29 protein-coding genes and 2 pseudogenes are annotated in these 26,841 nt (G+C 62.6%); 23 read left to right on the top strand and 8 right to left on the bottom strand.

The genetic code is table 11. From position 1 onward, the window contains the following. The first annotated feature begins 113 nt into the window (after positions 1-113). The 8 genes from ACFQT0_RS20775 to ACFQT0_RS20810 all read left to right on the top strand — a co-directional run bounded on the left by ACFQT0_RS20775 (position 114) and on the right by ACFQT0_RS20810 (position 6,473). Positions 114-1,259: a substrate-binding domain-containing protein gene (locus ACFQT0_RS20775; RefSeq protein ID WP_380205018.1), complete on the top strand. Its 1,146-nt coding sequence runs from the start codon at positions 114-116 to the stop codon at positions 1,257-1,259. 501 nt (positions 1,260-1,760) lie between these two features. Further along, a complete protein-coding gene (locus ACFQT0_RS20780) occupies positions 1,761-1,997 on the top strand; it encodes a hypothetical protein (RefSeq protein WP_380205019.1) in 237 nt (78 codons plus the stop codon). Then, positions 1,955-2,461: a hypothetical protein gene (locus tag ACFQT0_RS20785; RefSeq protein ID WP_380205020.1), complete on the top strand. Its 507-nt coding sequence runs from the start codon at positions 1,955-1,957 to the stop codon at positions 2,459-2,461. Before ACFQT0_RS20780 ends, ACFQT0_RS20785 begins: the two co-directional genes overlap by 43 nt. After that, positions 2,458-3,024: a hypothetical protein gene (locus tag ACFQT0_RS20790; RefSeq protein ID WP_380205021.1), complete on the top strand. Its 567-nt coding sequence runs from the start codon at positions 2,458-2,460 to the stop codon at positions 3,022-3,024. The genes ACFQT0_RS20785 and ACFQT0_RS20790 overlap by 4 nt, the downstream gene beginning before the upstream one ends. A 119-nt stretch (positions 3,025-3,143) precedes the next feature. Further along, entirely contained in the window at positions 3,144-3,455 is a 312-nt protein-coding gene (locus ACFQT0_RS20795) for a hypothetical protein (RefSeq protein WP_380205022.1), read from the top strand. Positions 3,456-3,763: 308 nt separating this feature from the next. Further along, positions 3,764-5,296: a hypothetical protein gene (locus ACFQT0_RS20800; RefSeq protein ID WP_380205023.1), complete on the top strand. Its 1,533-nt coding sequence runs from the start codon at positions 3,764-3,766 to the stop codon at positions 5,294-5,296. Beyond that, the gene (locus ACFQT0_RS20805; RefSeq protein WP_380205024.1) at positions 5,290-5,541 is read left to right on the top strand and encodes an OmpA family protein; all 252 of its coding nucleotides are present in this window, start codon (positions 5,290-5,292) and stop codon (positions 5,539-5,541) included. The genes ACFQT0_RS20800 and ACFQT0_RS20805 overlap by 7 nt, the downstream gene beginning before the upstream one ends. Positions 5,542-5,699: 158 nt before the next feature. Next, positions 5,700-6,473, top strand: a complete 774-nt coding sequence (locus ACFQT0_RS20810; protein ID WP_380205025.1) for an ABC transporter permease — start codon at positions 5,700-5,702, stop codon at positions 6,471-6,473. Between the two features lie 74 nt (positions 6,474-6,547). Here ACFQT0_RS20810 and ACFQT0_RS20815 read toward each other — a convergent pair whose 3' ends face one another. After that, positions 6,548-7,147, bottom strand: a complete 600-nt coding sequence (locus tag ACFQT0_RS20815; protein ID WP_380205026.1) for a transposase — start codon at positions 7,145-7,147, stop codon at positions 6,548-6,550. A 227-nt stretch (positions 7,148-7,374) separates the two neighbouring features. Between ACFQT0_RS20815 and ACFQT0_RS20820 the strand changes: the two are divergent. The 3 genes and pseudogenes from ACFQT0_RS20820 to ACFQT0_RS20830 all read left to right on the top strand — a co-directional run. Beyond that, positions 7,375-7,650 (top strand): annotated as a pseudogene (locus ACFQT0_RS20820) (ATP-binding cassette domain-containing protein); the annotation flags it as partial. After that, positions 7,650-7,721, top strand: a pseudogene (locus ACFQT0_RS20825) (hypothetical protein); the annotation flags it as partial. The pseudogenes ACFQT0_RS20820 and ACFQT0_RS20825, both read left to right, overlap by 1 nt. A gap of 60 nt (positions 7,722-7,781) precedes the next feature. After that, positions 7,782-8,078 (top strand): hypothetical protein, encoded by a 297-nt coding sequence (locus ACFQT0_RS20830; protein ID WP_380206183.1) that lies wholly within the window; start codon positions 7,782-7,784, stop codon positions 8,076-8,078. Here the strand turns inward: ACFQT0_RS20830 and ACFQT0_RS20835 are convergent. Further along, complete coding sequence (locus ACFQT0_RS20835; RefSeq protein ID WP_380205027.1) at positions 8,075-8,731, bottom strand: hypothetical protein; 657 nt, start codon at positions 8,729-8,731, stop codon at positions 8,075-8,077. The genes ACFQT0_RS20830 and ACFQT0_RS20835 overlap by 4 nt on opposite strands. Positions 8,732-8,865: 134 nt before the next feature. Here ACFQT0_RS20835 and ACFQT0_RS20840 point away from each other — a divergent pair, with 134 nt between their 5' ends. The 10 genes from ACFQT0_RS20840 (at position 8,866) to ACFQT0_RS20885 (ending at position 19,144) form a co-directional block, all read left to right on the top strand. Continuing rightward, entirely contained in the window at positions 8,866-10,230 is a 1,365-nt protein-coding gene (locus ACFQT0_RS20840) for a sigma-54-dependent transcriptional regulator (protein WP_380205028.1), read from the top strand. A gap of 113 nt (positions 10,231-10,343) precedes the next feature. Beyond that, complete coding sequence (locus ACFQT0_RS20845; RefSeq protein WP_380205029.1) at positions 10,344-11,798, top strand: ATP-binding protein; 1,455 nt, start codon at positions 10,344-10,346, stop codon at positions 11,796-11,798. Between the two features lie 210 nt (positions 11,799-12,008). Next, a complete protein-coding gene (locus ACFQT0_RS20850) occupies positions 12,009-12,719 on the top strand; it encodes a hypothetical protein (protein WP_380205030.1) in 711 nt (236 codons plus the stop codon). Positions 12,720-12,837: 118 nt separating this feature from the next. Next, positions 12,838-13,008, top strand: a complete 171-nt coding sequence (locus ACFQT0_RS20855; RefSeq protein WP_380205031.1) for a hypothetical protein — start codon at positions 12,838-12,840, stop codon at positions 13,006-13,008. Further along, positions 12,992-14,920, top strand: a complete 1,929-nt coding sequence (locus ACFQT0_RS20860; RefSeq protein ID WP_380205032.1) for a hypothetical protein — start codon at positions 12,992-12,994, stop codon at positions 14,918-14,920. The genes ACFQT0_RS20855 and ACFQT0_RS20860 overlap by 17 nt, the downstream gene beginning before the upstream one ends. Beyond that, a complete protein-coding gene (locus tag ACFQT0_RS20865; protein WP_380205033.1) occupies positions 14,886-16,130 on the top strand; it encodes an AsmA-like C-terminal region-containing protein in 1,245 nt (414 codons plus the stop codon). Before ACFQT0_RS20860 ends, ACFQT0_RS20865 begins: the two co-directional genes overlap by 35 nt. A 136-nt stretch (positions 16,131-16,266) precedes the next feature. After that, positions 16,267-18,075, top strand: a complete 1,809-nt coding sequence (locus ACFQT0_RS20870; protein ID WP_380205034.1) for a CocE/NonD family hydrolase — start codon at positions 16,267-16,269, stop codon at positions 18,073-18,075. After that, positions 18,014-18,178 carry a hypothetical protein gene (locus ACFQT0_RS20875; RefSeq protein WP_380205035.1) on the top strand — a complete coding sequence of 55 codons (165 nt, stop codon included), beginning with the start codon at positions 18,014-18,016 and terminating at the stop codon, positions 18,176-18,178. The genes ACFQT0_RS20870 and ACFQT0_RS20875 overlap by 62 nt, the downstream gene beginning before the upstream one ends. A gap of 53 nt (positions 18,179-18,231) precedes the next feature. Further along, positions 18,232-18,645 carry an NAD(P)H-binding protein gene (locus tag ACFQT0_RS20880; protein WP_380205036.1) on the top strand — a complete coding sequence of 138 codons (414 nt, stop codon included), beginning with the start codon at positions 18,232-18,234 and terminating at the stop codon, positions 18,643-18,645. Then, the gene (locus ACFQT0_RS20885) at positions 18,629-19,144 is read left to right on the top strand and encodes an NmrA family NAD(P)-binding protein (RefSeq protein ID WP_380205037.1); all 516 of its coding nucleotides are present in this window, start codon (positions 18,629-18,631) and stop codon (positions 19,142-19,144) included. The genes ACFQT0_RS20880 and ACFQT0_RS20885 overlap by 17 nt, the downstream gene beginning before the upstream one ends. Positions 19,145-19,173: 29 nt before the next feature. Here the strand turns inward: ACFQT0_RS20885 and ACFQT0_RS20890 are convergent, their stop codons facing one another. Beyond that, a complete protein-coding gene (locus ACFQT0_RS20890) occupies positions 19,174-19,824 on the bottom strand; it encodes an HAD family hydrolase (RefSeq protein ID WP_380205038.1) in 651 nt (216 codons plus the stop codon). 122 nt (positions 19,825-19,946) lie between these two features. Here ACFQT0_RS20890 and ACFQT0_RS20895 point away from each other — a divergent pair, with 122 nt between their 5' ends. Next, a complete protein-coding gene (locus tag ACFQT0_RS20895) occupies positions 19,947-20,426 on the top strand; it encodes a GyrI-like domain-containing protein (RefSeq protein ID WP_380205039.1) in 480 nt (159 codons plus the stop codon). A gap of 114 nt (positions 20,427-20,540) precedes the next feature. Beyond that, positions 20,541-21,263 (top strand): CPBP family intramembrane glutamic endopeptidase, encoded by a 723-nt coding sequence (locus ACFQT0_RS20900; RefSeq protein WP_380205040.1) that lies wholly within the window; start codon positions 20,541-20,543, stop codon positions 21,261-21,263. Positions 21,264-21,327: 64 nt separating this feature from the next. On the opposite strand, the gene ACFQT0_RS20905 is transcribed toward ACFQT0_RS20900, so the two are convergent. From ACFQT0_RS20905 to ACFQT0_RS20925, 5 genes are all read right to left on the bottom strand, one after another. After that, complete coding sequence (locus tag ACFQT0_RS20905) at positions 21,328-21,804, bottom strand: ATP-binding protein (RefSeq protein WP_380205041.1); 477 nt, start codon at positions 21,802-21,804, stop codon at positions 21,328-21,330. Continuing rightward, a complete protein-coding gene (locus ACFQT0_RS20910; protein WP_380205042.1) occupies positions 21,756-22,070 on the bottom strand; it encodes a hypothetical protein in 315 nt (104 codons plus the stop codon). Before ACFQT0_RS20910 ends, ACFQT0_RS20905 begins: the two co-directional genes overlap by 49 nt. Then, positions 22,067-23,746 (bottom strand): PAS domain-containing protein, encoded by a 1,680-nt coding sequence (locus ACFQT0_RS20915; protein ID WP_380205043.1) that lies wholly within the window; start codon positions 23,744-23,746, stop codon positions 22,067-22,069. The genes ACFQT0_RS20910 and ACFQT0_RS20915 overlap by 4 nt, the downstream gene beginning before the upstream one ends. Beyond that, positions 23,646-24,410: a hypothetical protein gene (locus ACFQT0_RS20920; RefSeq protein WP_380205044.1), complete on the bottom strand. Its 765-nt coding sequence runs from the start codon at positions 24,408-24,410 to the stop codon at positions 23,646-23,648. The genes ACFQT0_RS20915 and ACFQT0_RS20920 overlap by 101 nt, the downstream gene beginning before the upstream one ends. Before the next feature lie 206 nt (positions 24,411-24,616). Next, positions 24,617-26,746 carry a carboxy terminal-processing peptidase gene (locus tag ACFQT0_RS20925; protein WP_380205045.1) on the bottom strand — a complete coding sequence of 710 codons (2,130 nt, stop codon included), beginning with the start codon at positions 26,744-26,746 and terminating at the stop codon, positions 24,617-24,619. Between the last annotated feature and the right edge of the window lie 95 nt (positions 26,747-26,841).

Consider the following 26,841-nt stretch of genomic DNA (forward strand, 5'->3'; position numbering starts at 1 on the left):
CCTTTGAATAAGTAGACAATGCAGGGGCATCCAGCGGCATCAAAGCAAGTCCTTTTCCAAAAAAGTACAAATTCAGATGATAACCTGCGTCAAATGCAAGTTGAGCAGGCTCGGTGCTGAAGGCCGGCTTCGTGCGGGGCCGTCAGCGCTTCCTGTGCAAGGCCTGCGACTACCACTTCACGGAGGAAAAACCCGCCGGGCAGCTCACCGAGCGCCGCCGCAGCCAAACCACCATTGGCGACGTGGCCAAGGCCGTGGGCGTGGCCTCGTCCACGGTGTCGCGGGCGCTGAACGGGCACACCGACATCAGCCCCACCACCCGGCAGGCCATCCTGGACACGGCCCGGCAAATGGACTACCATCCCAACCTGCTGGCCCAGAGCCTCAAGAGCCGCGAAACCCACACGCTGGGCGTGATTATTCCGGATATCGAGCGGCCGTTTTTTGCCACAGTGGTGAGCGGCATTCAGGACGTGGCGTCGGAGGCCGGCTACCGGGTTATGATTTGCCAGTCAAAGGAATCGTACCAAACGGAAGTGAGCAACGTGCAGGCCCTGGTAGCCAGCCGGGTAGACGGCCTGCTCATCTGCCACTCCCGCGAAACCGAGAACTTTGACCACGTGAAGCCCGCGGCCTGCCGGGGCGTGCCGGTGGTGCATTTCGACCGGGTGAGCGACGAGGTGGACAGCGCCAAGGTGATTCTCGACGACTGGAACGGCGCCTTCAACGTAACCGAGCACCTCATTCAGCAGGGCGCCCGCCGCATTGCCATCCTGGCCGGGCCCGAGTCGCTGCTCATCAGCCGCAACCGCCTGGCGGGCTACCAGCACGCCCTGAAGCGCTACAACCTCGACCTCCGAAGCGAGTACGAGGTCCACATCGAGTTTAGAACTGAGGAAGCCGTGGCCGCGCTCGACAACTGGCTGGCCCTGCCCGAGCCGCCCGATGCCATTTTCGCCATCAACTACACCAACGCCTTCGACCTGCTGGTGGCCCTGAAAAAGCGCCACCTCCGCGTGCCCGACGACATCGCCGTGGTGGGCTTCGGCGACGAGTTCATGGCCTCCATGATTGAGCCGGGCCTCACCACCGTCAACCTCCACCCCTACCGCATAGGGCAGCAGGCAGCGCGGCTGTTCCTGGAGCAAGTGCGCCAGAAGGAGGATTTTCAGCCCCGCACGTTCGTTATTTCTGGCGACTTGGTTATTCGTGGTTCTTCGTTGAAGGGTAAGGGGGATTCGTTTAGCCTGAGTATTTAGCGGCGTTTGGGCATTTAATAGAGTGGTCGTCATGCCGAGCGCAGCCGAGGCATCTCGCTCGCCTTGTCTGTCATCCTGAGCATTCCGCGCATCAAGGGGCGACGAAGACCTTCTCACGTTCGGGCCGCTAGGGTTAGCGTGATAAGATGCTTCCTTCGTAAGCATGACAAATGGCGTGAGCGAGATGCCTCGGCTCCGCTCGGCATGACGTTCTGTTTTGAATGGGCTAGACAGAAAGCTGCCGTGGCTCCCCTCTCCCTATGGAGAGGGGCCGGGGGAGGTTCCCACCACACGAGAGCCACACCACCACGCTCAACCCTTGTTGTTTTGAAAAAATAGCCTTTCCATTTTGGAAAAATTCCTCCCCATCGAGCTGTGTGCTCGGCGGGGATTTTTTATTTAATCAGCTTAATATCAACCAACCACACACGCTACCAAAAATAGATTATCAAGCCGGCACTGGTATTGACATAGGGTGGAAGTCACCAAACGCACGCAGCCATGGCCATCCTTGATAACCTCACCAAAGCCGCCAAGGGCTTTTTCATCGAAGAAGATGAAACGGCCCCGGCCGAAGCCTCGGCGCCCCGGCCGCTTCCAGCCCAACCCCTGCCGGGGCCCCGCCGCCAGCGGGCCCGGCGCCGCTCGTCACCCAAGCCGAGCAGCGCCACCTCGACCACATTGCCAGCCTGCTGGTGGGTGATGGCAAGGACTTCGGCGCCTACACCAAGATGGTGAGCAGCATGGCCAGCAGCGGCCTCACCGGCCCGCTGCTCTACCAGACGGCCTTCAACGCCTTCTCCGCCCTCACCGGCGTGGACCGCCCCGCGCTGCTGGCCTCAGCCGAGCAGCTGACTCACAAGCTGGCCGACGACCGCGCCCGGGTGCTGCAGCGCCACCGCGAAAAGCTGGGCGAAAGCCCTAACTCGAAAGCCGCGCCCGGCCCTCTGGCACTGCTGCAACAGCGCGAAGCCCAGCTGCAAGCCGATGTAGGTGCCCTCACCCAACAGCTCACCGAAAAGAGCCAGCAGCCTGCGCGAAATCCAGCAGCAGGCGCAGGCCGAACGCCAGAAAACGCAGGCCGCGCTGGCCTCCTACGAGCTGGCCAACGCCGCGGCCGCTGCCGAGCTGCAGGCCCACCGCCAGGCTGCGCAAAACTTCCTCAACCCTACTGCCACCCCTTCAAATACCTAATGCCATGAACACGCTACTCACAACCTCCTCTGACACCGGTACCGGCCTGCCCAAGTGGCAAAAGCCGGAAAAGATTGCCGGCCGCGTGGTGCTCCTCGGACTGGTGGGCGCGGCCGTGTACTACTGGGGCAAAATCCTGCCCTTCCTGGTCGACATCGTCTTCAACAGCGTGAAGCTGGGAATTGGGCTGGGCGTGCTGTTCGTGCTGTTTTTGCTGGTCACGAACAAGCGCATTCACGCCGGGCTGTGGTACGCCGGGCAGCGCATTCTGCGCACGCTGGCCGGGATTTTCGTCAACACCGACCCCATCGGCATCATGCAGGACTACATCAAAAACACCGAGCAGGAAGCCCGGAAGATGGACGCCGAAGTGACCAACATCGAAGGCGCTCACGAGCCTGGTGAAGCGCAAGCTCACCGCCAACACCGCCCAGATGAAGGAGTACCTGGCCCTGGCCAGCTCCGCCACCCGCCAGGGCGAAAAGGACATGGCCGAGAGCTACGCCAGCCGCGCCGCCCAGCTGGAAGACTACAACCGCCGCCTGCAGCCCATGGCCACCACCACGGCTAACGTTTCGGTAGTGATGCGCCAGATTCTGAAAGCCGCCCTGCGCCAAATTGACGGCTCCAAGTTCAAGGTCAACCTCCTGAAAGACGAATACGAGCTAGTGAAACGCACCAGGCTCGGGCATGCGCGCCGCCATGAACATCCTGCGCGGCGACCCCGACAAGAAGTACTTCTTCGACCTGGCCACCGACCGCGTGGCCCAGGACATGGCCCAGCAGTTGGGCCAAATCAAGCAGGCCATGCGCTACTCGCAGGAGTTTGTGAAGGAGATGGACATCCAGAACGGCGTGATGAGCGAGAAGGGCCAACGCCTGCTCACCAAGTACCAGAACGGCGATTTCAACGCAGTGCTCAACGAAAAGCCGCAAGCCCAACCATCCTTCGCCACCACCAAAAAAGCCTCCGATGATGCCTATTCTAGCCTGCTTGATTAGCTTTTTGCTGGCGGCTTTCCTGATGAGTATGCTGGGTGAGCCCGCCCTGGTGACGCGTCACTCCCAAGACCGTCATGTCGAGCGCAGCCGAGACATCTCGCGTGTGGCAGTAATCAATGCCGCTACAACGAAGCGATAGAGATACTTCGACAAGCTCAGCATGACCGTTCTCGGACGTCTAAGCGAGATGCCTCGGCTGCGCTCGGCATGACGAGCCAAAGGACACTGAGCCGCTAATCAACCCCACCAAAACCTCAAAAATCATTGCGCCCAAAATGGGCGCCCCACCCTCTTTTGCCCTTACTAAAATGACAACACGTGGTAAAATCGTAATCGGCCTGCTCCTGGTAGCGGCCCTTTACTTCGGCATCAACAAGCTGGTATCCAGCGGTGCCGTGTTCAAGAAAGCCGAAACGCAGTCGGTAATGCTCAACTCGATTGAGCTGCCGGCCGCCACCGGTGGCAGCCGGGCCACTATCGTAGTACCGCTGGCCCCGCTGCCCGGTACCGCTCCCGCCGACAAGGGCACTCCCGTGGTGTGGGAAGTGATGGCCTGGAACAGCCAGATGGCCGGAATGCTGGCCAACGGCGGCCCCCGCAGCACCATGGGCTCCAGCATGGCCGCCAACGGCCTCGACCTGCAGATTGTGCGCCAGGACGACGTGAGCAAGATGCAGGCAGACCTCGTGAAAAACGCCCTCGACCTGCAAAACAACCCCGAAACGCCGGGCCTGATTGTGAGCATCATGGGCGACGGCCTGCCCGCTTTCTCGGCCGTGCAAACGCAGCTGCAAAAGGCCGGCACTAGCCTGCAAATCATCCCCTACTCGGTGGGCAAGAGCTTTGGCGAAGACAAGCTGATGGGCCCGAAAGAATGGCTCGACAACCCGAAAACCGCATTGGGCAAAACCATTGCCTGCTACCTGCGCGACGGCGACCAGAACATCGCCCTGAAATGGTGCGCCGACAACGGCCTGAAAGTGAACCCCGACGAAACCACCTACGACCCCGAAGCCGTGAACTTTATGGCCGCCAGCGACTTCCTGGTAGCTGCCGAAAAGTACATCCTCGGCAAGCCCGAGGCCCGCACCAAGGTGGTGAACGGCAAGAACACCGGCGTGAGCGTGGACGTGGTGGCCGACGCCGTGGCCACCTGGACGCCCGGCGACGTGAACATTGCCAAGCAGCGCGGCGGCCTCGTCAACATCGTCTCGACCAAGGACTACTCAAACCAGATGCCCAACATCATGGTGACCACCAAGCGCTGGTACGACGCCCACCCCAAGGAAGTATTGGGCCTGATGACCGGCTTTGCCGTAGCCAGCGACCAGGTGAAAGCCCACCCCGAAGCCCTGGCCCGCGCCGCCGACATTTCGGCCACCGTGTACGGCGACCAGGACAAGCCCGGCGCCTACTGGCTCAAGTACTACAAAGGCGTGAGCGAAGCCGACCGCGACGGCAACGTGGTGGAGCTGGGCGGCAGCAAAGCCTTCAACTTCAGCGACAACCTGAACCTGTTTGGCCTCGACGAAGGCGGCACCAACATCTACGCTGCCGTGTACAAAACCTTCGGCGACGTGCAAAGCAAGCTCTACCCCAAAGAGTTGTCCAGCTACGTGCCCCTCGACCAGATGCTGGACCTCACGCCCCTCAAAAAGCTGCAGGCCCAGTACAAAGGCAAAGCCGTGGCCCCGGCCGAAACCCAGCAATTTGCCGCCGACGATGAAATCCGCCGCAGCGTGAGCAAGCGCGCCTGGAACATCGAGTTCAACAGCGGCAAGAGCACCTTCACCCCGCCGCCGAGCGCCAACTCAACCAGCTGTTTGACGACCTGGTGGTAGCCGGCCGCCTCAAAGTAGCCGTGCACGGCCACACCGACAACACCGGCGACCCGCAAGCCAACCAGCAGCTCTCCGAAGACCGCGCCATGGCCGTGCAGCGCTGGCTGGAAACCAAGAGCCGTAGCGCCTTCCCCGAGGGCCGCGTGCAGGTGTACGCCCACGGCGCCACCGAGCCCGTGGCCAGCAACTCAACGGTAGAAGGCAAGGCGAAGAACCGCCGCGTGGAGATTGTGCTGGGCAACTAACACGTGTAGCGTGGACTCTGCGAGTCCGCGCACGAGCGCAGCGAGTATCGAGACCTGACTAAATTCTAAGAAACACTTCTGGATTCCAAGCACGGGCGCAGTCCTCAATACTCGCTGCGCTCGTGCGCGGACTCGCAGAGTCCACGCTACAACCTGCCATGAAAACTCTATTCGCCCCCAACGCCCAGCCGCGCCGCCTCGTGTTCACCACCATGGTGGTAGCTCAAGTAGCTCTGCTGCTCCTGCTGTGGCTGTTCTACCCCATGCAGCTGTTCCCCAGCCTGGGCGAAGTGGTCCGCTCACTGGGCGACCTCATCACCACGCAGGGCCTCATTCAGGAGCTGTGGGCCAGCGTGACCACGGCCCTGCAAGCCCTGGCCGTGGCCACGGTGCTGGCGCTGGGCATCTCCTACCTCACGGCGTTGCCCTTCTTCCGGCCCATTGCCTACGCGGCCTCCAAGATGCGCTACCTCACCCTCACCGGCCTCACCTTCTTCATGGCCCTGATGGTGAGCTCCGGCCACCAAGTGAAGCTATCGGTGCTCATTTTCGGCGCTACGGTGTACCTGGTTACGGGCATGACGAGCGTGATTCTGACCACCACGCAGGAAGAAATGGACCACGCCCGCACCCTGGGCATGGGCGAGTGGCGCAGCTTCTGGGAAGTGGTGGTGCTGGGCAAGCTCGATGAAATGCTGGAAGTGGTGCGCCAGAACTTCGCCATCATCTGGACCATGATTACGCTGGTCGAAACGCTTTACCAGAGCGAGGGCGGCATCGGGCTGCTGCTCTATAAGCAGAACCGCTACCTGCATTTAGATGGCGTGCTGGCCATTCAAGTGGTGATTCTAGCTACGGGCGCGGCGCAGGACTATGTTTTTGTGCTGCTGAGGCGGGTATTTTTCCCTTACTCGACGCTCGGGCAGGCGTAGCGTGGACTCTGCGAGTCCGCGCCGGGGCGAACGACAGCCACCATCCCGCAATGCGCGGACTCGCAGAGTCCACGCTACGTCGAAGCCAGATACGTGTAGGGCCACTGTTCCCAATCCTCTACCAGCCCCGCTTTTACCGGATTTTCCACCACATATGCCAATACTCGTTCCAACTCCTCTTTTCGTACCACGTGGTCGTAGCTCTCTGCCTGCCAGAAAGCGCCCGTTCGCCCCAGCAGTTTGTTCGCCTGTGTTGCGGTATAGCTTTTCAGTCGCTGCAGCGTTTTCACTAGCGGCGGAGCTTCTTCCAGCACCCGCACCACCACATGCACGTGGTTTGGCATCAGGCAATAGCACCGCAGGTCGTAGCCCGTGCCATCGAAATAGCGCAAAGACTCTGCTACGAGAGACGCGGTGGCGGGCTGCCGCAAAAACGTAGGGCCGTACTCTCCTTTGTTTAGTTGGGCATCGAAGCGACCGAAGTACCGTTTCTGCGCCATATAAAGCTGCGCCGATTCTGCCTCAAAGCGTTGCCGGGCCAGCTCAATTTCGGCCTGTAGCTGCTCCACCACCGTGCGCGGCAATGAGCCCGCCAGCCGCAATGTCAGAAACACCACCTCACCGGGCGGCAGCCGATGCGGCAAGTTTCGCTCATAATGAATCAAGTCCGACACGCCCGCAATGTAGCGTGGACTCTGCGAGTCCGCGCCCGCCTGGTCAATTCCCCACATCACCTTACACGCGCGGACTCGCAGAGTCCACGCTACAACCCGCCATGACTGCGCACACCTACTCCTACAAAGACCCCATTCTCACCCTGAATGGCGTCTCCATCTCCTTCAATGGGGAAAAAGTCCTGCGCGACATCAACGCCCAGGTGCTCGACGTGACGCGCCCCGGCATGAACCAGGGCCAGGTGGTGGGCTTCTACGGCCGCTCCGGCATCGGCAAGTCAGTGCTGTGCCGCATCATGGCCGGGCTGATTGCGCCCACCGCCGGCACCGTGGAAGTGGGCCAGGCCCAACAGCCCGTGACGCCCGGCATGGTGGGCTTTGTGCAGCAGCGCTACCCGCTATTCGACCACCGCACGCTGCTGGACAACCTGCTGGTGGCCGCCGAGCGCAAGCACGCCTCCGCTGAAGCCCGCCAGCACGTCGAGGCCTACCTGGAGCGGTTTTGCCTCGCGCCGCACCGCAAAAGTACCCGGCCCACCTCTCGGGCGGGCAGCGCCAGCGGGCGGCCATTGCCCAGCGCCTGCTCTGCTCCGACCACCTCATCCTGCTCGATGAGCCCTTCTCCGGCCTCGACGTGGCCATGATTGACGAGGTGAAACGCATCATCGTCGAAGTGACGACTATGGACGAGCTGAACACCGTCATCATCGTCTCGCACGACATCGTGACCACCACCGCCCTGGCCGACCGCCTCTGGCTGCTCGGCTACGAGCACGACGCGGCCGGGGCCCTCGTGCCGGGCGCCACCATCAGCCCCCAGCACCAATACAACCTAGCCGAAATGGGCCTCGCCTGGCACGAAAACGTGGAAGCCGAACCCGAATTCGCCCAGTTCGTGGAGCACATCAAGAATGAGATTCGCGGGAGTTAATAATCCCACTTAATGTACTTGCCCTTCAACGCTTGGTCAGAAGCAAACTTTAAACTGGTGTCCTTGATGAGTTGACACTCCAATAGAAACTCTTGTGTCAATGACTTCTTCCAGCCTCCACTAGCAGCGGCAACCCAGTACCTAAGCCCAGATTGGTCACCTGGATATCCACGCACGCCATCTATAAACTTCGGTTGTCTCGCTACGGCAATAATGCTTTGAATCGTTTCATCATCAGGCACAAGTTTGAGCAAAGCAATTGCTCGCAACGCACCGTCTATGAACATAGGGTTTTGCGTTTTTAAAACTTCTGCCCAAACTTCCGCTAGGGGCTTTTCTAAAATAGATAAGCGTAAAACTGCATCGCCAAGCCCTAAATAAGTCATTGTCGCGTCAAAATCTTGGTGCGCTAATTCCCACAGAAAAGGCAATGCAGGCTGATATTTAACTACGCCCAAAGCCGCAATTAAATGGTATCGAGCAGACCAAGTTCGTTTGTCTTTAACCTCCCTTTTCAGCGCTTCAAATAGTGCTTCACCCGATTCAGGCAGACCGAGTTTGCGAAGCCGCTTTGCTCCAGACTCTCTTTTGAGAGCTATTGAGTTGTGCAGTAATTCAACAGCTTCAGCAAGCTTCAAAGCAACTTCAGACATACAGCAAAAGGAATAATAGACGCCATCAAATCTAGGCGTGACAACTCGTTGCTTGGTCAATCCTGTCTTTCGTTGCCGACCTGTCGCAGTCTGGCGTTCTTTGAGTGCTCAATTCAACATCCCAACGCAACCCCATGCCCACCGGTACCCTGCTCATCATCGACGACGAAGCGCGCTTGCGCCGCCTGCTGGCCCAGGTACTGGAGCTGGAAGGCTACACCGTGCTGCAAGCCCCCGACGCCCACCGCGGCCTGGAGCTGCTGCAGCAACACGCCGACGACGTGCTCCTGGTGATATCCGACGTGAAACTGCCCGACGGCCACGGCGTGGACCTGCTGCCCCGCTACAAAGCCGCCGCCCCCGATGCCGAAGTGGTGCTGCTCACCGCCTTCGGCACCATCCCCGATGGGGTGAAGGCCATGAAACTCGGCGCGTTCGACTACCTCACCAAGGGCGATTTTGAGCAGCAGTTGGTGGTGGTGGTGGACCGCGCCGCCGAAAAAGCCCGCCTCCGCAAGCGCGTAACCGAGCTAGAGCGCCGCGTGGGCGAGCAGTACCGCTTCGAGTCGATGATAGGCGACTCCGTGGAGTTGAAGCGGGTGCAGAAACTAGCCCAGCAAGTAGCGCCCACCGACAGCACCGTGCTGCTGGAAGGGCCCACCGGCAGCGGCAAGGAGCTCTTTGCCCAGGCCATTCACCAAGCCAGCGGGCGCAAGGGCAAGGCATTCGTGGCCGTCAATTGCAGCGCCTTCCCCAAAGATTTGCTCGAATCGGAGCTGTTTGGCTACAAGAAAGGCGCCTTCACCGGCGCCCTCACCGACAAGAAGGGCCTGCTGGAAGAAGCCAACGGCGGCACCCTGTTTCTGGACGAAATCGGCGAGCTCGAGCTCAATGTGCAGGCCAAGTTCCTGCGGGTGCTTGAGATGCAGCAGTTCACGAAGCTCGGCGACACCAAGCCCACCAAGGTGAACGTGCGCCTGGTGGCCGCCACCAACCGCAACCTCAAGCAGGAAGCCGACGAGGGCCGGTTCCGCCCCGATTTGTACTACCGCCTCTCGGTGTTCATCATCCACGTGCCACCTCTCAAAGACCGGCCGGCCGACGTGCCGCCCCTGGCCCACCACTTCCTGCAGTACTTCGCCGCCAAGCTCAGCAAGCGCCTCCCCGGCCTGGAGCCCGAGTGCCTGGCCCTGCTGCAGCGCTACCCCTGGCCCGGCAATGTGCGCGAGCTCAAGAACGTGCTCGAGCGCGCCGCCATCCTGGCCCCCGCCGGCGAGCCCCTGGCCGCCGACTTCCTGCCTGACGAATTCCACGCCCTGGGCCGCCCGCCCCGCCCCGGCTCCGATGCCACCGACGAAAGCCTGCGCGCCATGGAAGCCCGCCACATCGGCAAGCTCATGGGCGAGCTGGACGGCAACAAGCCCGACGTAGCCAAGCGCCTGGGAATTGGGCTTACCACGCTCTACCGCAAGCTCCAGGAATACGGCCTGGAAGGATAATGTAGCGTGGACTCTGCGAGTCCGCGTAGCTCCGCACGGTGTTGTTCGCCCAGGCGCGGACTCGCAGAGTCCACGCTACACTTCCCGCGACACGAGAATAGATAACTAAAACCATGTCCCTCAAACTAAAAATCCGCCTCAGCATCTTCCTGCTGCTGCTGTTGCTGCTGGGCCTGGGTGGCTATGCCTTTTTTGTCATCTACTACCTCGAGCACGGGGCCCACGGCATCGAGAAAGCTGATTTTCAGGCGGCGCGGTCTACGGTGCTGGGCTTTCTGGCGGCCGGCACCGTCGTGGGCATTACCATGATGGTGCGCCTGCCGCGCATCGTGGTCCGCCCCCTGCACCGCCTTTCCGACGACGTAGACCGCGTGGCTGGCCCCGGCCCCGCGACCCGTGTGGCCGTGGGCAAGCACGACGAAGTAGGCACCGTGGCCACGGCCGTCAACCGGGTGCTCAGCCAGGCCCAGGAAGAGCGGCGCGCCACCCTGGCCCAACTCTTCACGGAGCGCAACCGCATGGAAAGCCTGGTGCGCAGCCTCGACGAGGGCCTGCTGCTGCTCGACGAGCAAAACGTCATCATCCTGGCCAACCCCGTGGCCTGCGACCTGCTGGGCATGCGCCAATCCGACTTGTTGGGCCGCCCCGCCCAGGTCATTGCCCAAGCCAACCCCCTGATGGGCGAGCTGCTGGAGCCCCTGGCCGCCGCCAACCTGGCCGGCGACGCCGAGCCCGACCCGGTATTCACCTTTCCGCACAAGGGCGAGTCGCCGCACTACCAGCTCAGCATCAGCCCCATCGAAGCCTTCGGGCGGCCGGGGGCGGCGCCCACAGTGGGCGGCCACATCTTCTGCCTGCGCAACGTGTCCGATTTCAAGAAGCTCGACGAGCTGAAATCAACCTTCCTGGCCACCATTTCGCACGAGTTGAAAACGCCCCTGGCCAGCATCAAGCTCAGCCTGATGCTGCTGAAAGACGAGCGCACCGATGCCGCCGAACGCCAGCGCCTGGCCACCGGCATCAGCGAAGAAACCCAGCGGCTGCTCAACATGGTGGGCCAGGCTCATCGACGTGGCCCGGCTCGACGCGGGCGCCGGCATCAAGCTCAACGTGCAGCCCATGAAGCTGGCCGACGTCATCTGCTACGCCACCCAAACCGTGCTTCCCCAGCTCCACGACAAGCAGCTTCAGCTCGAAACCCTGGTGCCCGAATCCCTGCCCGAAGTGCACGGCGATGTGGAAAAAACCACCTGGGTGCTCATCAACCTGCTCTCCAATGCCATCCGCTACTCGCCCGTGGCGGCGCCCTCACCATCCGGGCCGTGCACTGGGGCGAAATGGTGCGCGTGAGCGTAGAAGACTGCGGCCCGGGCATCGACCCGGAACACCACAAGCAAATCTTCCAGCGCTTTGCGGCCGTGCCGGGGCACACCGAGCAAGGCAGCGGCTCGGGCCTCGGGCTGAGCATTTCCCGCGAGTTCATCGACGCGCAAGGCGGCGCATTGTGGGTAGAAAGCCAGCCCGAAAAAGGCAGCCGCTTCCTGTTTACGCTGCCCTCGGTGGGCTAAACTAACCGGCTGAGCTGTAGAGACGCAATATTTTGCGTCTCGTCGTTGAGCGATGACAAGTAAACGATTTCCAAAAGGCCCGGACGACGAGACGCAAAATATTGCGTCTCTACAGCTGTGTACAGCATTACGGTTGTTTGCCGCCGAGCTGCGTAAACAAAACCGTAGCCGCTGAATCCTGCGGCTGCCTTATTCCCAAATACACTTGTTATGTCAATTCCTCAGTCCAAATTCACCGTTGAGCGTTTATCCTTTACCTCGTTATCAGAGCTGCCCGATTCCTGGAACAACCAGGATTACAAAGAGCTGCTGAAGAAGATGAATTATGAGAACCCGGACGAAATCAGCCAGGCCGAATTAAAAGACATGTGCCTGATGTCTTTCACGGACATGGAGCCGCGCGAAGCCGCCGAAATCGTGTTGGGCTATTTATTTCCGGAACAGTTAAACGAGGGGCAGATTGAAAACCTGAGCCACCAGATGCTGACGGAAAAGCTCTGGGAAGAAAACCCCGAGCTGCCGCTGCACAAAGGCTTTTATCAGGCCACCGAACTGCTACACACGGCCTACAACGGCACGTTTCCGCGCACCCAGGCCGTGCAGTTTCAGGTGAAATGCACCGCCGAAAACCCCGAAGACCTGGCCATTTTTGCCGATGCTCCCGCCGCTCCGTTGCTGCGGCTTCTGGCGCCAGGACTGTCCGACAAGGCTTTAATCAACCGGCTGTTTTCGACGCAGCTGGAAGGGCCCAAATTCGACGAAGCCAAGTCGATGCTGTGGGACTTGAAGACCGTCGGCCAGGATGCGAATTCGATTACGTTTGAAGTGGTCAGCTCGGCTTATTGGCTCGAGGACTTCAAATACGCCGACACCTACGAAGCCACCACGCACGCCGACGAAGTGGTGGCGGCCGAGGAATAAGCCGCCGGCTCGGGGCTGACCGCATTTCGCTGCCGAACTTTCATCGTATGTTGGGCCATTATACCCCAACAGTGCGCGGCGCCTTGCTGCTGCGCTACCGGTAACTGCGGCTCCTTTTATGAAATCCTTTCCCCTGCGACGTGTCTTGGCATCGGTGGTGCTGCTGGGCGTGCTGGGGATGGGGGTGGCGGTGTGGCTGCTAGGCAGCGAGTACGGGCGCCGCCACATAGCTCAGGCCGTGCGCGACGGCCTCACGCACAACTCGGAGCCTGGTGCTGGGTCCTTTTGAGGTGGAGTTTTCGCCGTGGCACGACTTCCCGCACCTCACGGCGTCCATCCACCACATCGCCCTGACGGACACCACCCACCGCCAGCACGTACCGGTGCTGCGCGTGGGCCGCGCCGACCTGCGCCTGAAGCTGACCAGCCTGCTGTGGGGCAAAACCGAGGTCACGCGCCTGGTGATTTCCGACGTGGACTTCCGGGAGCGGGTCGATTCGTTGGGCCACTCGTGGGGCCTGCGTGGCAAGCGCCAGAAAGGCACAGGCACCCCGCCCACCGTCGACCTGGACCTGGATGAGCTCATCGTCAATAACTTCCGCTTCAGCTCGCACAACGGCTACTCGCGCAGTGCGTTTGGGGCCCAGGTGCGGAAGGCGCGGCTCTCGGCGCGCCTGCAGCGCGGCGTGCTGCGCGTGGCGGGCACCCTGGAAGGGCAGTTGAGCTACCTGCGCACGCGCACCGGCACCCTGTTTGAGCGGGAGCCGGTGCGCGGCTGGGTGCACTACAAGTACACCTTTGCCAACCGGCAGGGGCTGCTGTGGGACACCCGCGCCACCCTCAACGGCGACACCATCCGGGTGAGCGGCACTCACACCGTGGACCCCCGGCAGCCGGTGGGCACCCTGCTCAAGCTGCGGTTTGTGGGCAACCAGCCCCTCACCGACGTGCTGCACGCCGCCTTGCCCCCACGCCTGGACCCCATCCTGGCCGGTGCTACCAGCCCCAGCCGGGCGCACATCCACTACACAATCACGGGCCTGAGCGGGCCCACCGTTACGCCGCGCAACGTGCTAACGTTCAGCTTGCGCGGGGCCAGCCTGCGCTGGCCCGACGCCGACCGCCGCATCAGCCGCTGGGACCTGCGCGGCACCTACGACAACGGCCCGGCGCACAGCATCAAGTCGACGGTGCTCACCCTGCAGCGCTGCCGTATCTACTCCTCGGCCGGCGAGCTCAACATTGCCCTCACCCTGCGCGATTTCAGCCGGCCGTTTCTGAACGGGCGCTTCCAGGGGCGCACCGAGCTGCCGGAGCTGGCCGCTGCGCTGGCGCCCGGCCACTGGCGGGCCCGTGGCGGCATTGCCGACATGGACGTGCGCCTCCGGGGCCTGCTGCCTCCCATGGCCGGGCGGTTTGACCCGCGGCCGCTGCAGAAAAGCATGACCGTGCGCGGCACCCTCACCCTGCGCGACGCCTCCTTCCTGGTGCCCTTGCGCGGGGCCGACATCTCCCGGCTCAACGTGACCATGGGGCTGCGCGACAGCCTCTGGCACCTGTCCAACGCCACGGGCGTGCTCAACGACATGCAGTTTCGGGCCTCGGCCGTGACCACGCAGCTGTACGAGTACCTCACCGACCAGCACCCCACGGCCCGCATTGTCGGCAATTTTTCGGTGGAAGAGTTGCGCGTCGACCGCCTGCGCAGCCTGCTGCGCCCCATCCCGCGCCGCAACTCCGCCGGCTTTGCGCCCACCAGCCTGCCCAAGCCCGGCAAAACCCCGCGCGACAAAGTCCAGCCTGGCCGCCACCCTGGGCAGCGCCCTGATTCCGCCGGGGCTGCTGCTCGATGTGGGCCTGCGCTGCCAGCGCCTGCTGCTGGCCACCGACACTCTCACCAACCTGGCCGTGACCGTGCGCCACGACGGCCAGCGGGTGCAGCTGCGCAACCTGGCCGGCCGCGTGTGGGGCGGCAACGTGCGCGGCAGCGCCGAATGGCCCACCGACCCTGCCAACCAGGTGGCCCCGGTGCGCTACCAGTTGGGCGTGCGCTTCGCCACGCTCAATTACAGGCAGTTTCGGGCCCACATGACGCGGCCCAAACCAGCGGCCGAACAGCCCACCAAAGCCAAAGGGGCAGCCATCCCAGCCCTGCGCGAATTGCTTTTGGCGGCCAATGGCCGGCTCAACATCGACATTGATAAAGTGGAGCTGCCCGAAGAGCGAAGCCTGAGCCAGGTGAGCCTGCGCCTGGAGAAGACCGGCGCGTTCCTGCGCATGCCGTTCCTGCGTTTCCGGACCGGCGAGGGCGGCCAGGGCGAAGCCACGGCCACGGCCCAGGTAGAAAACATGCGCCTCACCGCCGCCGACGCCGACGTGACCCTGCGCTACGCCACCCTCGACGTGCAGCGCCTGCTTGGGCTGATTGCCAGCCTCACCACCCCCACCGATTCCGTTCCCCGGGCCCTCTCCCTGGCCCGGGCCACGCGCCGGGCCACCCGGCGCGCCCAGCGCCAGCAGGCCATGGCCGACCCGTCGATGCTCTCCAACGGCGTGCTGAGCGCGGTGCTGCGCGTGGAAGCCGATGAAGTGCGCTACGCCGCCATCAAAGGCACCCGGTTCCGGCTGGTTTCGCGCCTGCTGGAGGGCGAAGCCCGCCTCGACGACTGCTCCCTCGAAGCCTTGCAGGGCCACATCAGCCTGCGCGGCCTCATGGTGAGCACCCCCGACCGCGAGCACCACGCCACCCAGGCCCAGGTGCAGCTGCAGGACATTCAGCTTTCCGACCTCTTTGCCACGGCCACGGCCATGGGGCTGAACGTGCTGGGCGGCGATAATATCCGGGGCACGCTGCGCGGCGTGGTGGACCTGCGCACCGACCTGGGCCCCACCTTCCTGCCCAGCCTGCCGCGCACGGTGGGCTACCTGAAAACCGATTTTCGGAACCTGGAGCTGATGAACGTGGAGGCCCTGATGGAGGCCTTAAAATTCATGAAGGCCGAGCGCACCAGCCATTTGTTTTTCGAGCCGGTAAGCAGCGATTTTGTGTTGGCCGACGGCCGCCTGCTCATCCCCGGCCTGCGCCTGAACAGCAACCTGAGCAGCCTGCAGGTGAGCGGCCACTACGGCCTCGATGGGCGCAGCAACCTATATATTGGGCTAAAGCCCCTGCAGGCGCTGTTTGGCAACAATAATAAGCGGGTGGAGCGCATTCAGGAAGGCGAGCAGAAACGCAATGCCAACCGCAAGCTCACCTACATCAACCTGCGCCGCACCGCGCCCAAGGAGAAGTACAAGGTGCGCTTTTTCCAGAAGGAAGAACAGCGCCAGGCCGAAGCAGACCTGAGCCAGCAATACCACGAACTGCTGCGCACACAGCGCCTCGATACCACCGTACGCCTGCTGCGCTGAGGGTTTGTGGTGACCGAACGATGTAGGAACGCGCCTCGGCGCGTTCGGCGGCAGAACGATTCAGGCAGAACGACGGCGGCTAAATTGTTCAACGATTGAACGCGCCAAGGCGCGTTCCTACACCGTTCTTTGCTGCATGATTCGCACCGTTGTTACCTCCGCTTTGCTGGCCGCTGGCTTGGCTGCTACTGCCCAGGCCCAGGCCCCCACCCGCGCCCAGGATTCTGTGTTTGTGCGGGCCAACTACACCAAGCTGGACCGCCAGATTGCGATGCGCGACGGTGTGAAGCTCTACACGGTGATTTACGTGCCCAGGGATGCCTCCGCCACCTCGCCGTACCCGATTCTGATGCAGCGCACGCCCTACTCGGCCGGGCCGTACGGGGAGAAAAAGTACCGCACCCAGGGGCCGGGCTTCAGCCGGGAGCTTTCGCAGGAAAAATATATTTTCGTGTACCAGGATGTACGCGGCCGCTACCTGAGCGAGGGCCGGTTTGAGGAGATGACGCCCGTGCTGACCGCCGCCAACACCGGCTCAACTGCCACCCCCGGCCCAGCCCACGACGAGAGCACCGACACCTACGACACCATTGAGTGGCTGCTCAAGAACCTCCCCGGCAACAACGGGCGCGTGGGCATGATGGGCATTTCCTATCCCGGCTTCTACGCCTCGGCGGCTTTACCCAATGCCCACCCGGCCCTGAAAGCGGTGTCGCCGCAGGCGCCGGTTACGGATGAGTTTCTGGGCGACGACGCCCGCCACAAGGGCGCGTTTTTCCTGCTCGACAACTTCGGCTTTACCAACTACTTCGACGTGCCGCGGCCCAAGCCCGTGGCCGAATACAAGGAGCTGTTCAAGTTTGAGCCTAAGGACGCCTACAAGTTTTTCCTGAGCCTCGGCCCCATCAAAAACGCCAACGGGCCCAAGTACTTCAACAACCGGGCGCGCATCTGGAACGAGTACCTGCAGCACGAAACCTACGACGCCTACTGGCAGCAGCGCAACATTCGCCCGGCCTTCACCGGCGTGAAACCCGCGGTGCTGGTGGTGGGCGGCTGGTTCGATGCCGAAGACCTGTTCGGCGCCCTGGCGACCTACCAGGCCATCGAAAAGCAAAACCCCGGCGCTACCAACCGCCTCGTGATGGGCCCCTGGACCCACGGCGCCTGGGCCCGCCCCGAATGGAGCAAATTCGGGCCGCTGAGCTTCGGCAGCAACGCCTCCCAAACCTTCCGCGACTCGCTGGAAACACCGTTTTTCAACTTCTACCTCAAGGACAAAGGCAGCTTCAATCCCTCCGAAGCCACCGTGTTTAACACCGGCACCAACGAGTGGAAAACCTACCCGGCCTGGCCCCCGGCGGCCAATGAAACGCGCATGCTGTATTTCCAGGAAGCCGGCCGCCTGGCTTTCACCGCGCCCACTACCTCCGCCAAGCCCACCCAGTACGTGAGCGACCCGGCCAACCCCGTGCCCTACACCCACGGCGTGCACGGCGAACGGAACAACGAGTACATGATTGAAGACCAGCGCTTCGCTGCCAAGCGCCCCGACGTACTGACCTTCCAGACCGAGCCGCTCACCGAAGACCTCACCCTGGCCGGCCCCATCACGGCCGACCTTTTCGTGAGCACCTCCGGCACCGATGCCGACTTCATCGTGAAGGTCATCGACGTGCTGCCCGCCGATGCGCCCGCTCCGGTGCCCAACCCCAAAAAGCTGCAAATGGCGGGCTACCAGCGCCTGGTGCGCGCCGAGGTGATGCGCGGCCGCTTCCGCAACAGCTTCGAAAAGCCTGAGGCCTTCCAGCCCAACCAGCCCACCGAAGTAAAATACGAGCCTGCCCGACGTGCTCCACACTTTCCGGAAAGGCCACCGCCTCATGGTGCAGGTGCAAAGCACCTGGTTTCCGCTGGTAGACCGCAACCCGCAGAAGTTTGTTAGCATCTCCAAAGCTGAGGCCAAGGATTTCCAGAAGGCTACTATCCGGCTCTACCACGACGCCAAGCAAGCTTCGGCCGTGCGGGTGCAGGTGGTAGCGCCCTAGCCCAACGAACGCGGGGCGGGTTGAGTTAAAACATGCCGCCTGCTTCAGCCGTTATGGGCTCTCCCCTTTTCCAGCCCAATGCCCAGCTCCAAACCCACCGTCCTCATTACCGGCGCCACCGGCCAGATTGGCGGCGACACGCTACGCCGCCTCCGCACCGACGATACCATTACGCTGGTGGCAGCCGTGCGCTCCCCGCCCAGGCGGCAGCTTTTCAGGCCCAGGGCATTCGCAGCGTGCTGCTTGATTTTGACCGCGAGGAAACCCTGGCCCCCGCCCTGGCCGGCATCGACCGCGTGCTGCTCGTGACGGGCTACACCGTGGACATGCTGCGCCAGAGCAAGGCCTTTCTCGACCAGGCCCACCTGGCCGGCGTGCGCCACGTGGTGCACCTGGGCGCCTGCGGCCCCGACGATACCACCGTGGCGCACTGGGCCTGGCACCGGCCTGGTGGAGCGCTACATTGAGTGGCGCGGCTTTTCCTTCACCCACCTGCGCCCCGAAACCTTCATGCAGAACCTGCTGAGCTACGGCGGCACCCAGGTGGTGCAGGCGGGCCTCATCCGGCAGTTTGTGGGTGATGCCCGCCTGAGCTGGGTCGATGCCGAAGACGTGGCCCTGGCCGCCGCGCAGGCGCTGCTGCACCCCGAGCGCCACGCCGGCCACACCTACCGGCTGGGCTACGACGCCAAATCCTACCACGAAATCGCGGCCCTCATGGCCGATGTGCTGGGCAAGCCCTTCCGCTACGAGCCGGTAGCGCCGGAAGTATTTCTGGAAAACATGCGGGCTGCCGGGGCCGAAATGGCTTACATGCACTGTGTGTACGACCACTACAAGCGCTACGCCGCCCACACCCTGCCGGGCGCCGACGACGTGTTCGACAACTTCCCCGGCATTGCGGGGCGGGAGCCCGTGCGGTGGCGGCAGTTCATTGAAAAGCACCGCGCTGCCTTCGACTACTAGCGCTGGGCACCCGCCCGAGCCGGGCCATACTACACCAGTGCACGCATAAATCCGTCGGTGAAATCCGGGGCGAAATGCAGCACGTTGGCCAGGTGGCCAAACTCGGCCTGTTCGTGGGTGGTGGTGAGCACCACGGCTTTCATGCCGGCATTGTGCGCGGCTTCCGCGCCTTTGGGCACGTCTTCGAACACGAGGCAGCGGGCCGGCTCAACTCCCAGCTGCGCGGCAGCCTTGAGGAAAGTTTCGGGGTTGGGCTTGCTCAACTCCACGTCATCGGCGCTCACAATGGTCTGGAAGTAGTGCCGGATGTTCAGGTTATCGAGCACGAAGTCGATGTTGAACGGAATGGCCGCCGAGCCGATGGCCATGGGAATGCCGCGCTGGTGGGCGCTTTCTAGAAACGCCGGCAGGCCCGGCAGCAGCTGCAGGTGCGGCAGAAACTCCTGCTGGTAGCGCCGCTCCTTTTCGAGGGATAACCGGTCCATTTCGGCTGCGCTAAACCGGTCGGGGCCGAACATGCGCACCAGCACTTCCTGGTTTTTGCCGTACATCTGCGGCTTCACTTCATCCCAGGTAAACTGGCCGCCCAGGTCATTATTAAACAGGTATTGCCAGGCGCGGGTGTGGTACTCCATGTCGTGAATCATGGTACCGTTGAGGTCGAAAATGAAGGCTTTCATAGCAGCGTGGGATAAAAGAAACCGGGCGTTTGCGCAGTGCAAAGCTCGGCCATTTCCCTGGCAGCTGACGCCTGGCGGGTGCAGGGCCAGCTCAATTCCTGCTCCTGCCCTTAGCTTTCGATATGGAACCAAGAATAGAACAATTGGCCGAAACGCAGCTAATCGGCCAGCGCCTGACCATGTCGTTGGCGGCCGATAGAACGCGCGAGCTATGGCAAAACTTCATGCCCCGGCGCAGGGAAATTCTTCATCCGCTAGGCCCCGATCTGTACTCCATGCAGCTGTACGGGCCCGGGTATTTCAATGATTTCAACCCAACTGTGGAGTTTGAAAAATGGGCTGCCGTGGCAGTGGCAGCCTCCGGCAATGTCCCGCCGGGCATGGAAACCACTACGCTGCCCGGCGGGCTCTACGCCGTATTCCTGCACTGCGCCGACGACCGTACACCCGACCAGGCATTTCGCTACATCTTCGAAACCTGGCTACCTGCCTCCGGCTACTCCCTGGATGACCGGCCGCATTTCGAGCCTGCTGGGCGAAAAGTACAAGCACAACGGGCCCGGCTCCGAAGAGGAAATCTGGATTCCCATAAAGCCAATTAATTGAGGGCCTTGCCGAGGTGGTGACTGGATTAGGTCTCCTCACACTTCTTCCTGTTCCTCAGACAGTCGCGATTAGAAGGCAGTGTTGCTATTTTGCCATAATTGTAGCAGCGCATGGCAGGCATTCTCGTACAGCTTCTTATTTCCTGGGTCTTGCTGAGGGCCTTCGAAAAACAAGACCTTAGCGCGCTAGGCCTTGCGCCAACCAATGCCCGGGTGAAAGACTTTGTAATTGGTCTACTGATGCCAGTCGTCTACTTTACCGTCCTGTTTTCCGCCCTCTCCTATCTGGGCCACAATCCCTACCACGCTAACCCCAACTACACGAGCAAGGAGTTTTTTGTGGGTGTGTGGTACTTATTAAAATCAGTAGCTTTCGAAAATCTGATTTTTACCGGAGCAATACTTTACATCCTGATAAAACGGCTGGGTACGACGAAAGCAGCACTTGCCTCTGCTGTTGCCTTCGGCGTTTATCATTGGTTTTCGTGGAATCTATTCTCGCAGCCGACGGCCATGGCTGTTACCTTCTTCACAACCGGTGTGGCCGGGTTCGTGTGGGCTTTGGCCTTTGCTAAAACAGCGTCCGTCTACCTCCCTTTTTCCTTGCATTTCGGCGTCGATTTCGTTTTCAGCATCCTTTTCTCACAGGACAAAAGCCTTGGCCCTCAATTATTAATCAAGACTTACGAGGCCGACCCCACCAGCCCGGGCACGGCGGTTTCGATTTTGATGATGGCGTTGTATTTTCTAGGATTCCCGGTTCTCACCTGCTTGTATTTGAAAACCAGAAAGCAGAAAAGCGGAAATACCGGTTTATTCCCTGCTTCCGAGTAGCCTAAGGCTTGGAAGCCTTGTTTGGCGCCCGGGCCACGGGGAAGAAGGAGCGTCTACTCATCACCTACAAAAACACTCGGAACGTCGTGCCTTCGCCAACTTCGCTTTCGACCTCCACGCGGCCGCCGTTGCTTTGCACAATGCGGTTGATGAGGTAGAGGCCCACGCCCGTGCCTTCGGTGTGGTCGTGGAAGCGACGGAAGAGATGAAACAGCTCGCCGCGGTGGCGCTGCAAATCGAAACCGAGACCGTTGTCTTCCACCATCAGCACGGGCCGGCCTTCCTGCACCCACATGGAGAGGTGCACGCGGCAGGGCCGGGCGGGGTCGGCGTATTTGAGGGAGTTGCTGAGCAGGTTGAGCAGAATGGTGCGCAGGTTGGAACGGGCGTAGGTGACGGTGGACCGGGCCGAAAAATCGGTGGTGATGCGCCCGCGGGCGGCCTGCACCTGCGGCTGCAGGGTTTGCAGCACTTCCTGGGTTAGCTCGTCCATCACCACGGTTTCGGCTTCCAAATCCGGGAGGCGCTGCACTTGGCCCACGGTGGCCAGGTCGTTGATGGTGGTGGCCAGCGGCGCAGGGCATCGTCGACCATGGGCACGAGCAGCTCCTTCTCCTCGGGGTCGGTGAACACGGTGGACTGGCGCATCTCGTCGAACAGCCCCGCCAGGTTGTTGACGGGCTGCTTGAGGTCGTGGCTGGCGGCATACACGAAATTGTCGAGGTCCTGGTTGGTGCGCGTGAGCTGCAGGTTGGCCGCGGCCAGTTCCTCGTTGCGGGCGCTCACGGCCAAGTTGGCGGCGGTCATTTCGGCATTGGCCCGGGCCAGGAGCCTGGCGGGCGGCCACCTGCTCGCTCACGTCGGTGGCTACCACGGCCACGCCCGTAATCTGGCCGTCGCTGTTGCGCAGGGGCTGGTACACAAAGTTCACATACAGGGTTGCGAGCCTGGCCGTGGCGCAATAGCTCCACGGCCTGTTCCTGGGCCACAAACGCCTCGCCCGAGCTCATCACGCCTGCCAGCAGCTGCTCAAAGCCCTGGCCGCGTATCTCGGGCATGCCCTGCAGCAGCGGCTTGCCCAGCACTTCTTCGCGGGTATGCCCCCACAGGGCGGCCATGCCGTCGTTGGCCAGCTCCACCACGAACTCGGGCCCGCGCAACACCGCAATAGCCACGGGCGCCTGCTCAAACAGGGCCTGCAGCTGGGCATCGCGCTGCCGCACTTCTTCCTGCAGCACAATGGTCTGCTGGCGGGCCAGCACTTGCTCGGTCACGTCGAAGGCGAAGATGGACACGCCCACCACCGCGCCGCCGTCGTGGTAGGCCTGGTAGGTGAAGGTAAAGAAGGCCTCGGGGAGCAGGTTGCCGGCGGCATCGCGCGACTGCAGGGGCAGCTCGGCCCCAAAAAACGGCTCGCCGGTGGTGTACACCTGGTCGAGCAGCGCCAGAAAGCCAAATTCCACCGTTTCGGGCAGGGCCTCGGCCAGCGGCAGCCCCAGCAGCTGCCGGCCCGGAAACAGGGCCTGGTAGCCGGGGTTCAGGTATTCGAACCGGTGCTCGGGCCCGCGCAGAATGGCCACGCTGGCCGGCGTTTGCTCAAACACCTGGTAGAGGGTTTCGCGCTGCTGCACCGCCTGCTCCGACGCTTCGAGCGCGGCCGCCTGCAGGGCGTCGGCGCGCCGCCGGGCCTCCACCTGCTCCGTCACCTCAAACGCAAACACCAGCACCCCATCGATGCGCCCGGCTTCGTCGAAGCGGGCCTGCTGGATGTAGTCGAAGTAGCGGTTTTCCAGCACCCCGTCTTCGGGGCGGGCCAGGGAATCAGCATGCTGGCTTCTTCGCGGGTCTGGCCGGTGTTGTAGACCTCCCGGAACGTGCGGTACACTTCGTGGTCGGCGATTTCGGGCAAGGCCTCGAGAATGGGCTGGCCCCGGAGCTCGCGGCTCGGAAACAGGGCCTGGTAGGCGGGGTTCACCAGCTCGAACACCAGGCTCGGGCCCGTCGAGGATGCAGATGGCGGCCGGGGCCTGCATAAAAAACCGCTCCAGGCGCGCGCGCTGGCGCTCGGTTTCGGCCTGGGCCTGCTGCAGGCGGGCAGTGCGGTCGTGCACCCGGGCTTCGAGCTCCTGGTTCAGCTCCCGTAAGCGGAGCTTGGCCCGGAACAGGTCGTCGTTGCTGGACCGGATTTCCTCGTTGGCCACCTGCAGCTCTTCGTTGGCGGCGGCCAGCTCCTGGTTTATCAGCGCGTTTGCGCGCTCGGTAGCCGTCAGCTGCTCCCGGGCAACCACCTGGTCTGTTACCTCAAAGGCAAACACAATGATGCCGTCGATGGCGCCGCTGGCGTTGTGCCGGGCCTGGTAGATGAAGTTGTAGTACCGCTTTTCAAGCTCGGCCGGGTTTGCGTTGCCGCGGTCGAGCCTGCACGAGCATCTCGTTGGCCCGAAAGGTCTCGCCGGTGCGGTACACCTCGTCGAGCCGGCCAAAAATGGACTGGCCTTCCAGCTCGGGCATGGCCTCGCGTACGGAGCGCCCCAGCAGCGGCCGGTTGCCCACCAGCGTTTGGTACAATGGGTTGGCCAGCTCAAACACGTGCTCGGGGCCCGCGAAGATGCAAATCATGGCCGGGGCCTGCATGAAGGTTTCGTGCAGGGTGGCGCGCTGGCCCTGGGCTTCGGCCAGGGCGGCGCGCTCGCGGGCCTGGCTTTCGCGCAAGGAGAGCTCCACGGCGGTGCGGGTGTGGTGGGCCGTGTCGCTGAAGCTTACCAGCAGCCCCCGCCCCACCCGCCGGGCCGAGAGCCGGAAGTAGTTGTCGAGGCCGTCGCCCTGGTAGTTGACGTCCATCCGCGCCGGCTCGCCCGACTCGAAGGCCTCGCAGTGGAAGGCAAAAACGCCGGTTTCGATGGTGTGCGGGAAGTGCTCCAGGTACGTGCCGGCCGGCTGGGCCGGCTGCTGCAGCATGCGCTGGGCCGTGGGGTTAAGGTAATCGATGGTGAAATCGACGATTTCGCCGCTGGCCGCCCGCACCGGCGTATAAAGCGCCACGCCCTGCAGCGAGGTTTCCAGCAAACCCAGCAACAGGTCATCGAGCGGAAAATGGTCCCGGAGGTCGGCTGGGATAAATGTAGAAACAGCGGCAGAATCAGGCATATAACGAAGGTAGACACAACGCCAGTGTTGAGCTGATTACATACGCAAAACCGGGCCTGTGGTGTAAGTAACCTGCAGGAAGCAAGAAAACACAATTTCAGCAGCCGTTCTGCTTCCACCCTTCAGTAAGGCCCGGCCGCTCACGCCGAATGCAAACGCCCCCGCTGCGTGGTGCAGCGGGGGCGTTTTTTGGTTGGTGAGTGGGCTTACTTGAGCCCGTCCCCAATCACGGCCACGGCTTCGGCCAGCGCTGGGTCGCGGCGCAGGGGCTTGAGGAAGCGGGCGCTGCGCTTGGCCGCGATGGAGTCGGTGCTGGCCACACTGGCGTCGGCCGTGAGTTGAGCTACCTCGAGCACCGCCAGAGCATTTTGCGCGGCGGTCTGCAGCTTGTTGGCGTTGCGGGCCTGCTGCTGCAAGGTGCGGTAGGCGGCCAGGTTCAGCGAAAGGTTGGTTTGCTTGCGGCGGGCGGTGGCGCGGTCGGCGGCCTGGGTGATGAGGCGGAAGCCAGGGCTGCTGGCCACGCGCGCGGCGCTGGCCGCGCGCAGCTTGTCGAGGGCCACCACGCTGTTGGTGGGCTGGTATTTGGCCGGGGTGATTTCGTCCCACTTCAGGGCATACTCGGCTTCCTGCTCGCCCTTGGCGTACGACGTGAGCGCATCGGGCAGCGTGATGTCGGGCACCACCCCTTTGAACTGGGTCGAGCCGCCGTTGACGCGGTAGAACTTCTGCAGGGTGAGCTTGAGCGAGCCCAGGGGCTTGAGGTCCTTGAGCTCTGGCGACACGGCCTTGTCGAGGTCAAATACCTGCTGCACCGTGCCTTTGCCGTAGGTGGTGCTGCCCATTACAACACCGCGACGGTAGTCCTGCATGGCCGCGGCCAGAATCTCGGAGGCAGAAGCGCTGTACTTGTTCACCAGCACCACCAGCGGGCCGCCGTACTGCACCTGCGGGTCCTGGTCGGCGAGGGCCACGGCGGGGCTGCGGCTGTCTTTTACCTGCACCATGGGGCCGCTGGGCACAAACAGGCCGCCCATTTCTACGGCATCTTGCAAGGAGCCGCCGCCGTTGTAGCGCAGGTCGAGCACCACACCGGCCACGTTTTCCTTGCTCAGCTTGGCCAGCTCAGCTTTCACGTCGGCGGCGCTGCTGCGGCCGCCTTTGCGGCCGAAATCGGCGTAGAAGCCGGGCAGATGGATGTAACCGTAGTTGCGGCCGTCGCGCTTGACAATGGCCGACTGGGCGTAGGTTTCCTCAATCACCACCACGTCGCGAATGATGGGGATAACCAGGACAGCGCCGTCGGGCTTGCGCACCGTCAGGCGCACTTCCGTGCCCTTGGGCCCGCGAATCAGCTTCACGGCTTTCTCGAAGCGCATGCCTTCCACACTCACCGGCTCGGCAGCGCCTTGGGCCACGCGCAGGATGATATCGCCCACCTTGAGCTCGCCCTGGCGCGCCGAGGCCGAACCGGCCACGATGTCGGTCACTTTCAGGTGGCCGGCGTCTTCCTGCAGCAGGGCGCCGGTGCCTTCGAGGCGGCCCGACATGGCAATGTCGAAGTTGTCGCGGGCAATGGGCGCGAAGTATTCAGTGTGCGGGTCGTAGGTGTTGGCAATGACGTTGGCAAACTCGGCCAGGCGGTCATCGGCGTCCACTTGCAGCTGGTCGGCAAACGACTCGTCGTAGTACTTCAGCACGCGCTTGCGGGCTTCGGCTTCCATTTGGGCAGGCGTGCTCGGCAGCTCCGAGGTGGCCGCAGCCGACGTGCCGCTCTTGGTGGTGGCCAGCGGCTTGTCCTTTTTGAGGGTTTCCTCGTCCATCAGCTCCGAGAGCTGCGCGAGGGTCTGGTACTTGAGCAGCTTGCGCCACTGCTCCCGCTGGGCCGCGGCCGTGGGGGCGTAAGTGGCTTTGGCGGGGTCGGTTTCCCAGTTTTCCTGTACCGAGAAGTCGAAAGGCTTGGCCAGAATCTGGCGGTACAGCGCCTGAATCTCGAGGGTGCGCTTGCTCAGCAGCTGGCTGGTGGCGTCCAGAAACTGGTGCGAGCCGGCCCGCAGCTGGTCGTCTATCTTGGTTTGGAACTGCTGGAGCTGGGCCACTTCGGGCGCCAGCAGCAGCTGCTTGTTCACGTCGACGCGCTTGAGGTAGAGGTCGAACACGCGCTGCGAAAACTTGTCGTCCAGCTTTTCGGGCTGGTAGTGGGCCATGCTCAGGCCCTGCAGCATGGTGCCGAGCACCACCTGGTCGCGCGTGGGCGTGCCCTGGTACACTGAGTAAGAAGCCAGCCCCAGCAGGGCCACGGTCGAATAAAGTCCTAGCTTGAATCGGGAAGCTTGCATACGAGGAAGAATTTCGGAGAAAGAATACGGAGCGCCGGCCTGGGGCCGCGCCGCCTAAAGAGCAGCCCTGGGTGCAAAAGGTGACAGCCGTTGTG

The organism is Hymenobacter humi (assembly GCF_042665855.1).
Lineage (GTDB): Bacteria > Bacteroidota > Bacteroidia > Cytophagales > Hymenobacteraceae > Hymenobacter > Hymenobacter humi.

Coding starts and splice junctions, on each gene's coding strand:
- ACFQT0_RS20780 (WP_380205019.1), top strand. CDS start 1,761: ATGGCCATCCTTGATAACCTCACCAAAGCCGCCAAGGGCTTTTTCATC.
- ACFQT0_RS20790 (WP_380205021.1), top strand. CDS start 2,458: ATGAACACGCTACTCACAACCTCCTCTGACACCGGTACCGGCCTGCCC.
- ACFQT0_RS20795 (WP_380205022.1), top strand. CDS start 3,144: ATGCGCGCCGCCATGAACATCCTGCGCGGCGACCCCGACAAGAAGTAC.
- ACFQT0_RS20800 (WP_380205023.1), top strand. CDS start 3,764: ATGACAACACGTGGTAAAATCGTAATCGGCCTGCTCCTGGTAGCGGCC.
- ACFQT0_RS20810 (WP_380205025.1), top strand. CDS start 5,700: ATGAAAACTCTATTCGCCCCCAACGCCCAGCCGCGCCGCCTCGTGTTC.
- ACFQT0_RS20835 (WP_380205027.1), bottom strand. CDS start 8,731: ATGTCTGAAGTTGCTTTGAAGCTTGCTGAAGCTGTTGAATTACTGCAC.
- ACFQT0_RS20840 (WP_380205028.1), top strand. CDS start 8,866: ATGCCCACCGGTACCCTGCTCATCATCGACGACGAAGCGCGCTTGCGC.
- ACFQT0_RS20845 (WP_380205029.1), top strand. CDS start 10,344: ATGTCCCTCAAACTAAAAATCCGCCTCAGCATCTTCCTGCTGCTGCTG.
- ACFQT0_RS20850 (WP_380205030.1), top strand. CDS start 12,009: ATGTCAATTCCTCAGTCCAAATTCACCGTTGAGCGTTTATCCTTTACC.
- ACFQT0_RS20855 (WP_380205031.1), top strand. CDS start 12,838: ATGAAATCCTTTCCCCTGCGACGTGTCTTGGCATCGGTGGTGCTGCTG.
- ACFQT0_RS20870 (WP_380205034.1), top strand. CDS start 16,267: ATGATTCGCACCGTTGTTACCTCCGCTTTGCTGGCCGCTGGCTTGGCT.
- ACFQT0_RS20875 (WP_380205035.1), top strand. CDS start 18,014: ATGGTGCAGGTGCAAAGCACCTGGTTTCCGCTGGTAGACCGCAACCCG.
- ACFQT0_RS20880 (WP_380205036.1), top strand. CDS start 18,232: ATGGGCTCTCCCCTTTTCCAGCCCAATGCCCAGCTCCAAACCCACCGT.
- ACFQT0_RS20890 (WP_380205038.1), bottom strand. CDS start 19,824: ATGAAAGCCTTCATTTTCGACCTCAACGGTACCATGATTCACGACATG.
- ACFQT0_RS20895 (WP_380205039.1), top strand. CDS start 19,947: ATGGAACCAAGAATAGAACAATTGGCCGAAACGCAGCTAATCGGCCAG.
- ACFQT0_RS20900 (WP_380205040.1), top strand. CDS start 20,541: ATGGCAGGCATTCTCGTACAGCTTCTTATTTCCTGGGTCTTGCTGAGG.
- ACFQT0_RS20910 (WP_380205042.1), bottom strand. CDS start 22,070: ATGACCGCCGCCAACTTGGCCGTGAGCGCCCGCAACGAGGAACTGGCC.
- ACFQT0_RS20920 (WP_380205044.1), bottom strand. CDS start 24,410: ATGCCTGATTCTGCCGCTGTTTCTACATTTATCCCAGCCGACCTCCGG.
- ACFQT0_RS20925 (WP_380205045.1), bottom strand. CDS start 26,746: ATGCAAGCTTCCCGATTCAAGCTAGGACTTTATTCGACCGTGGCCCTG.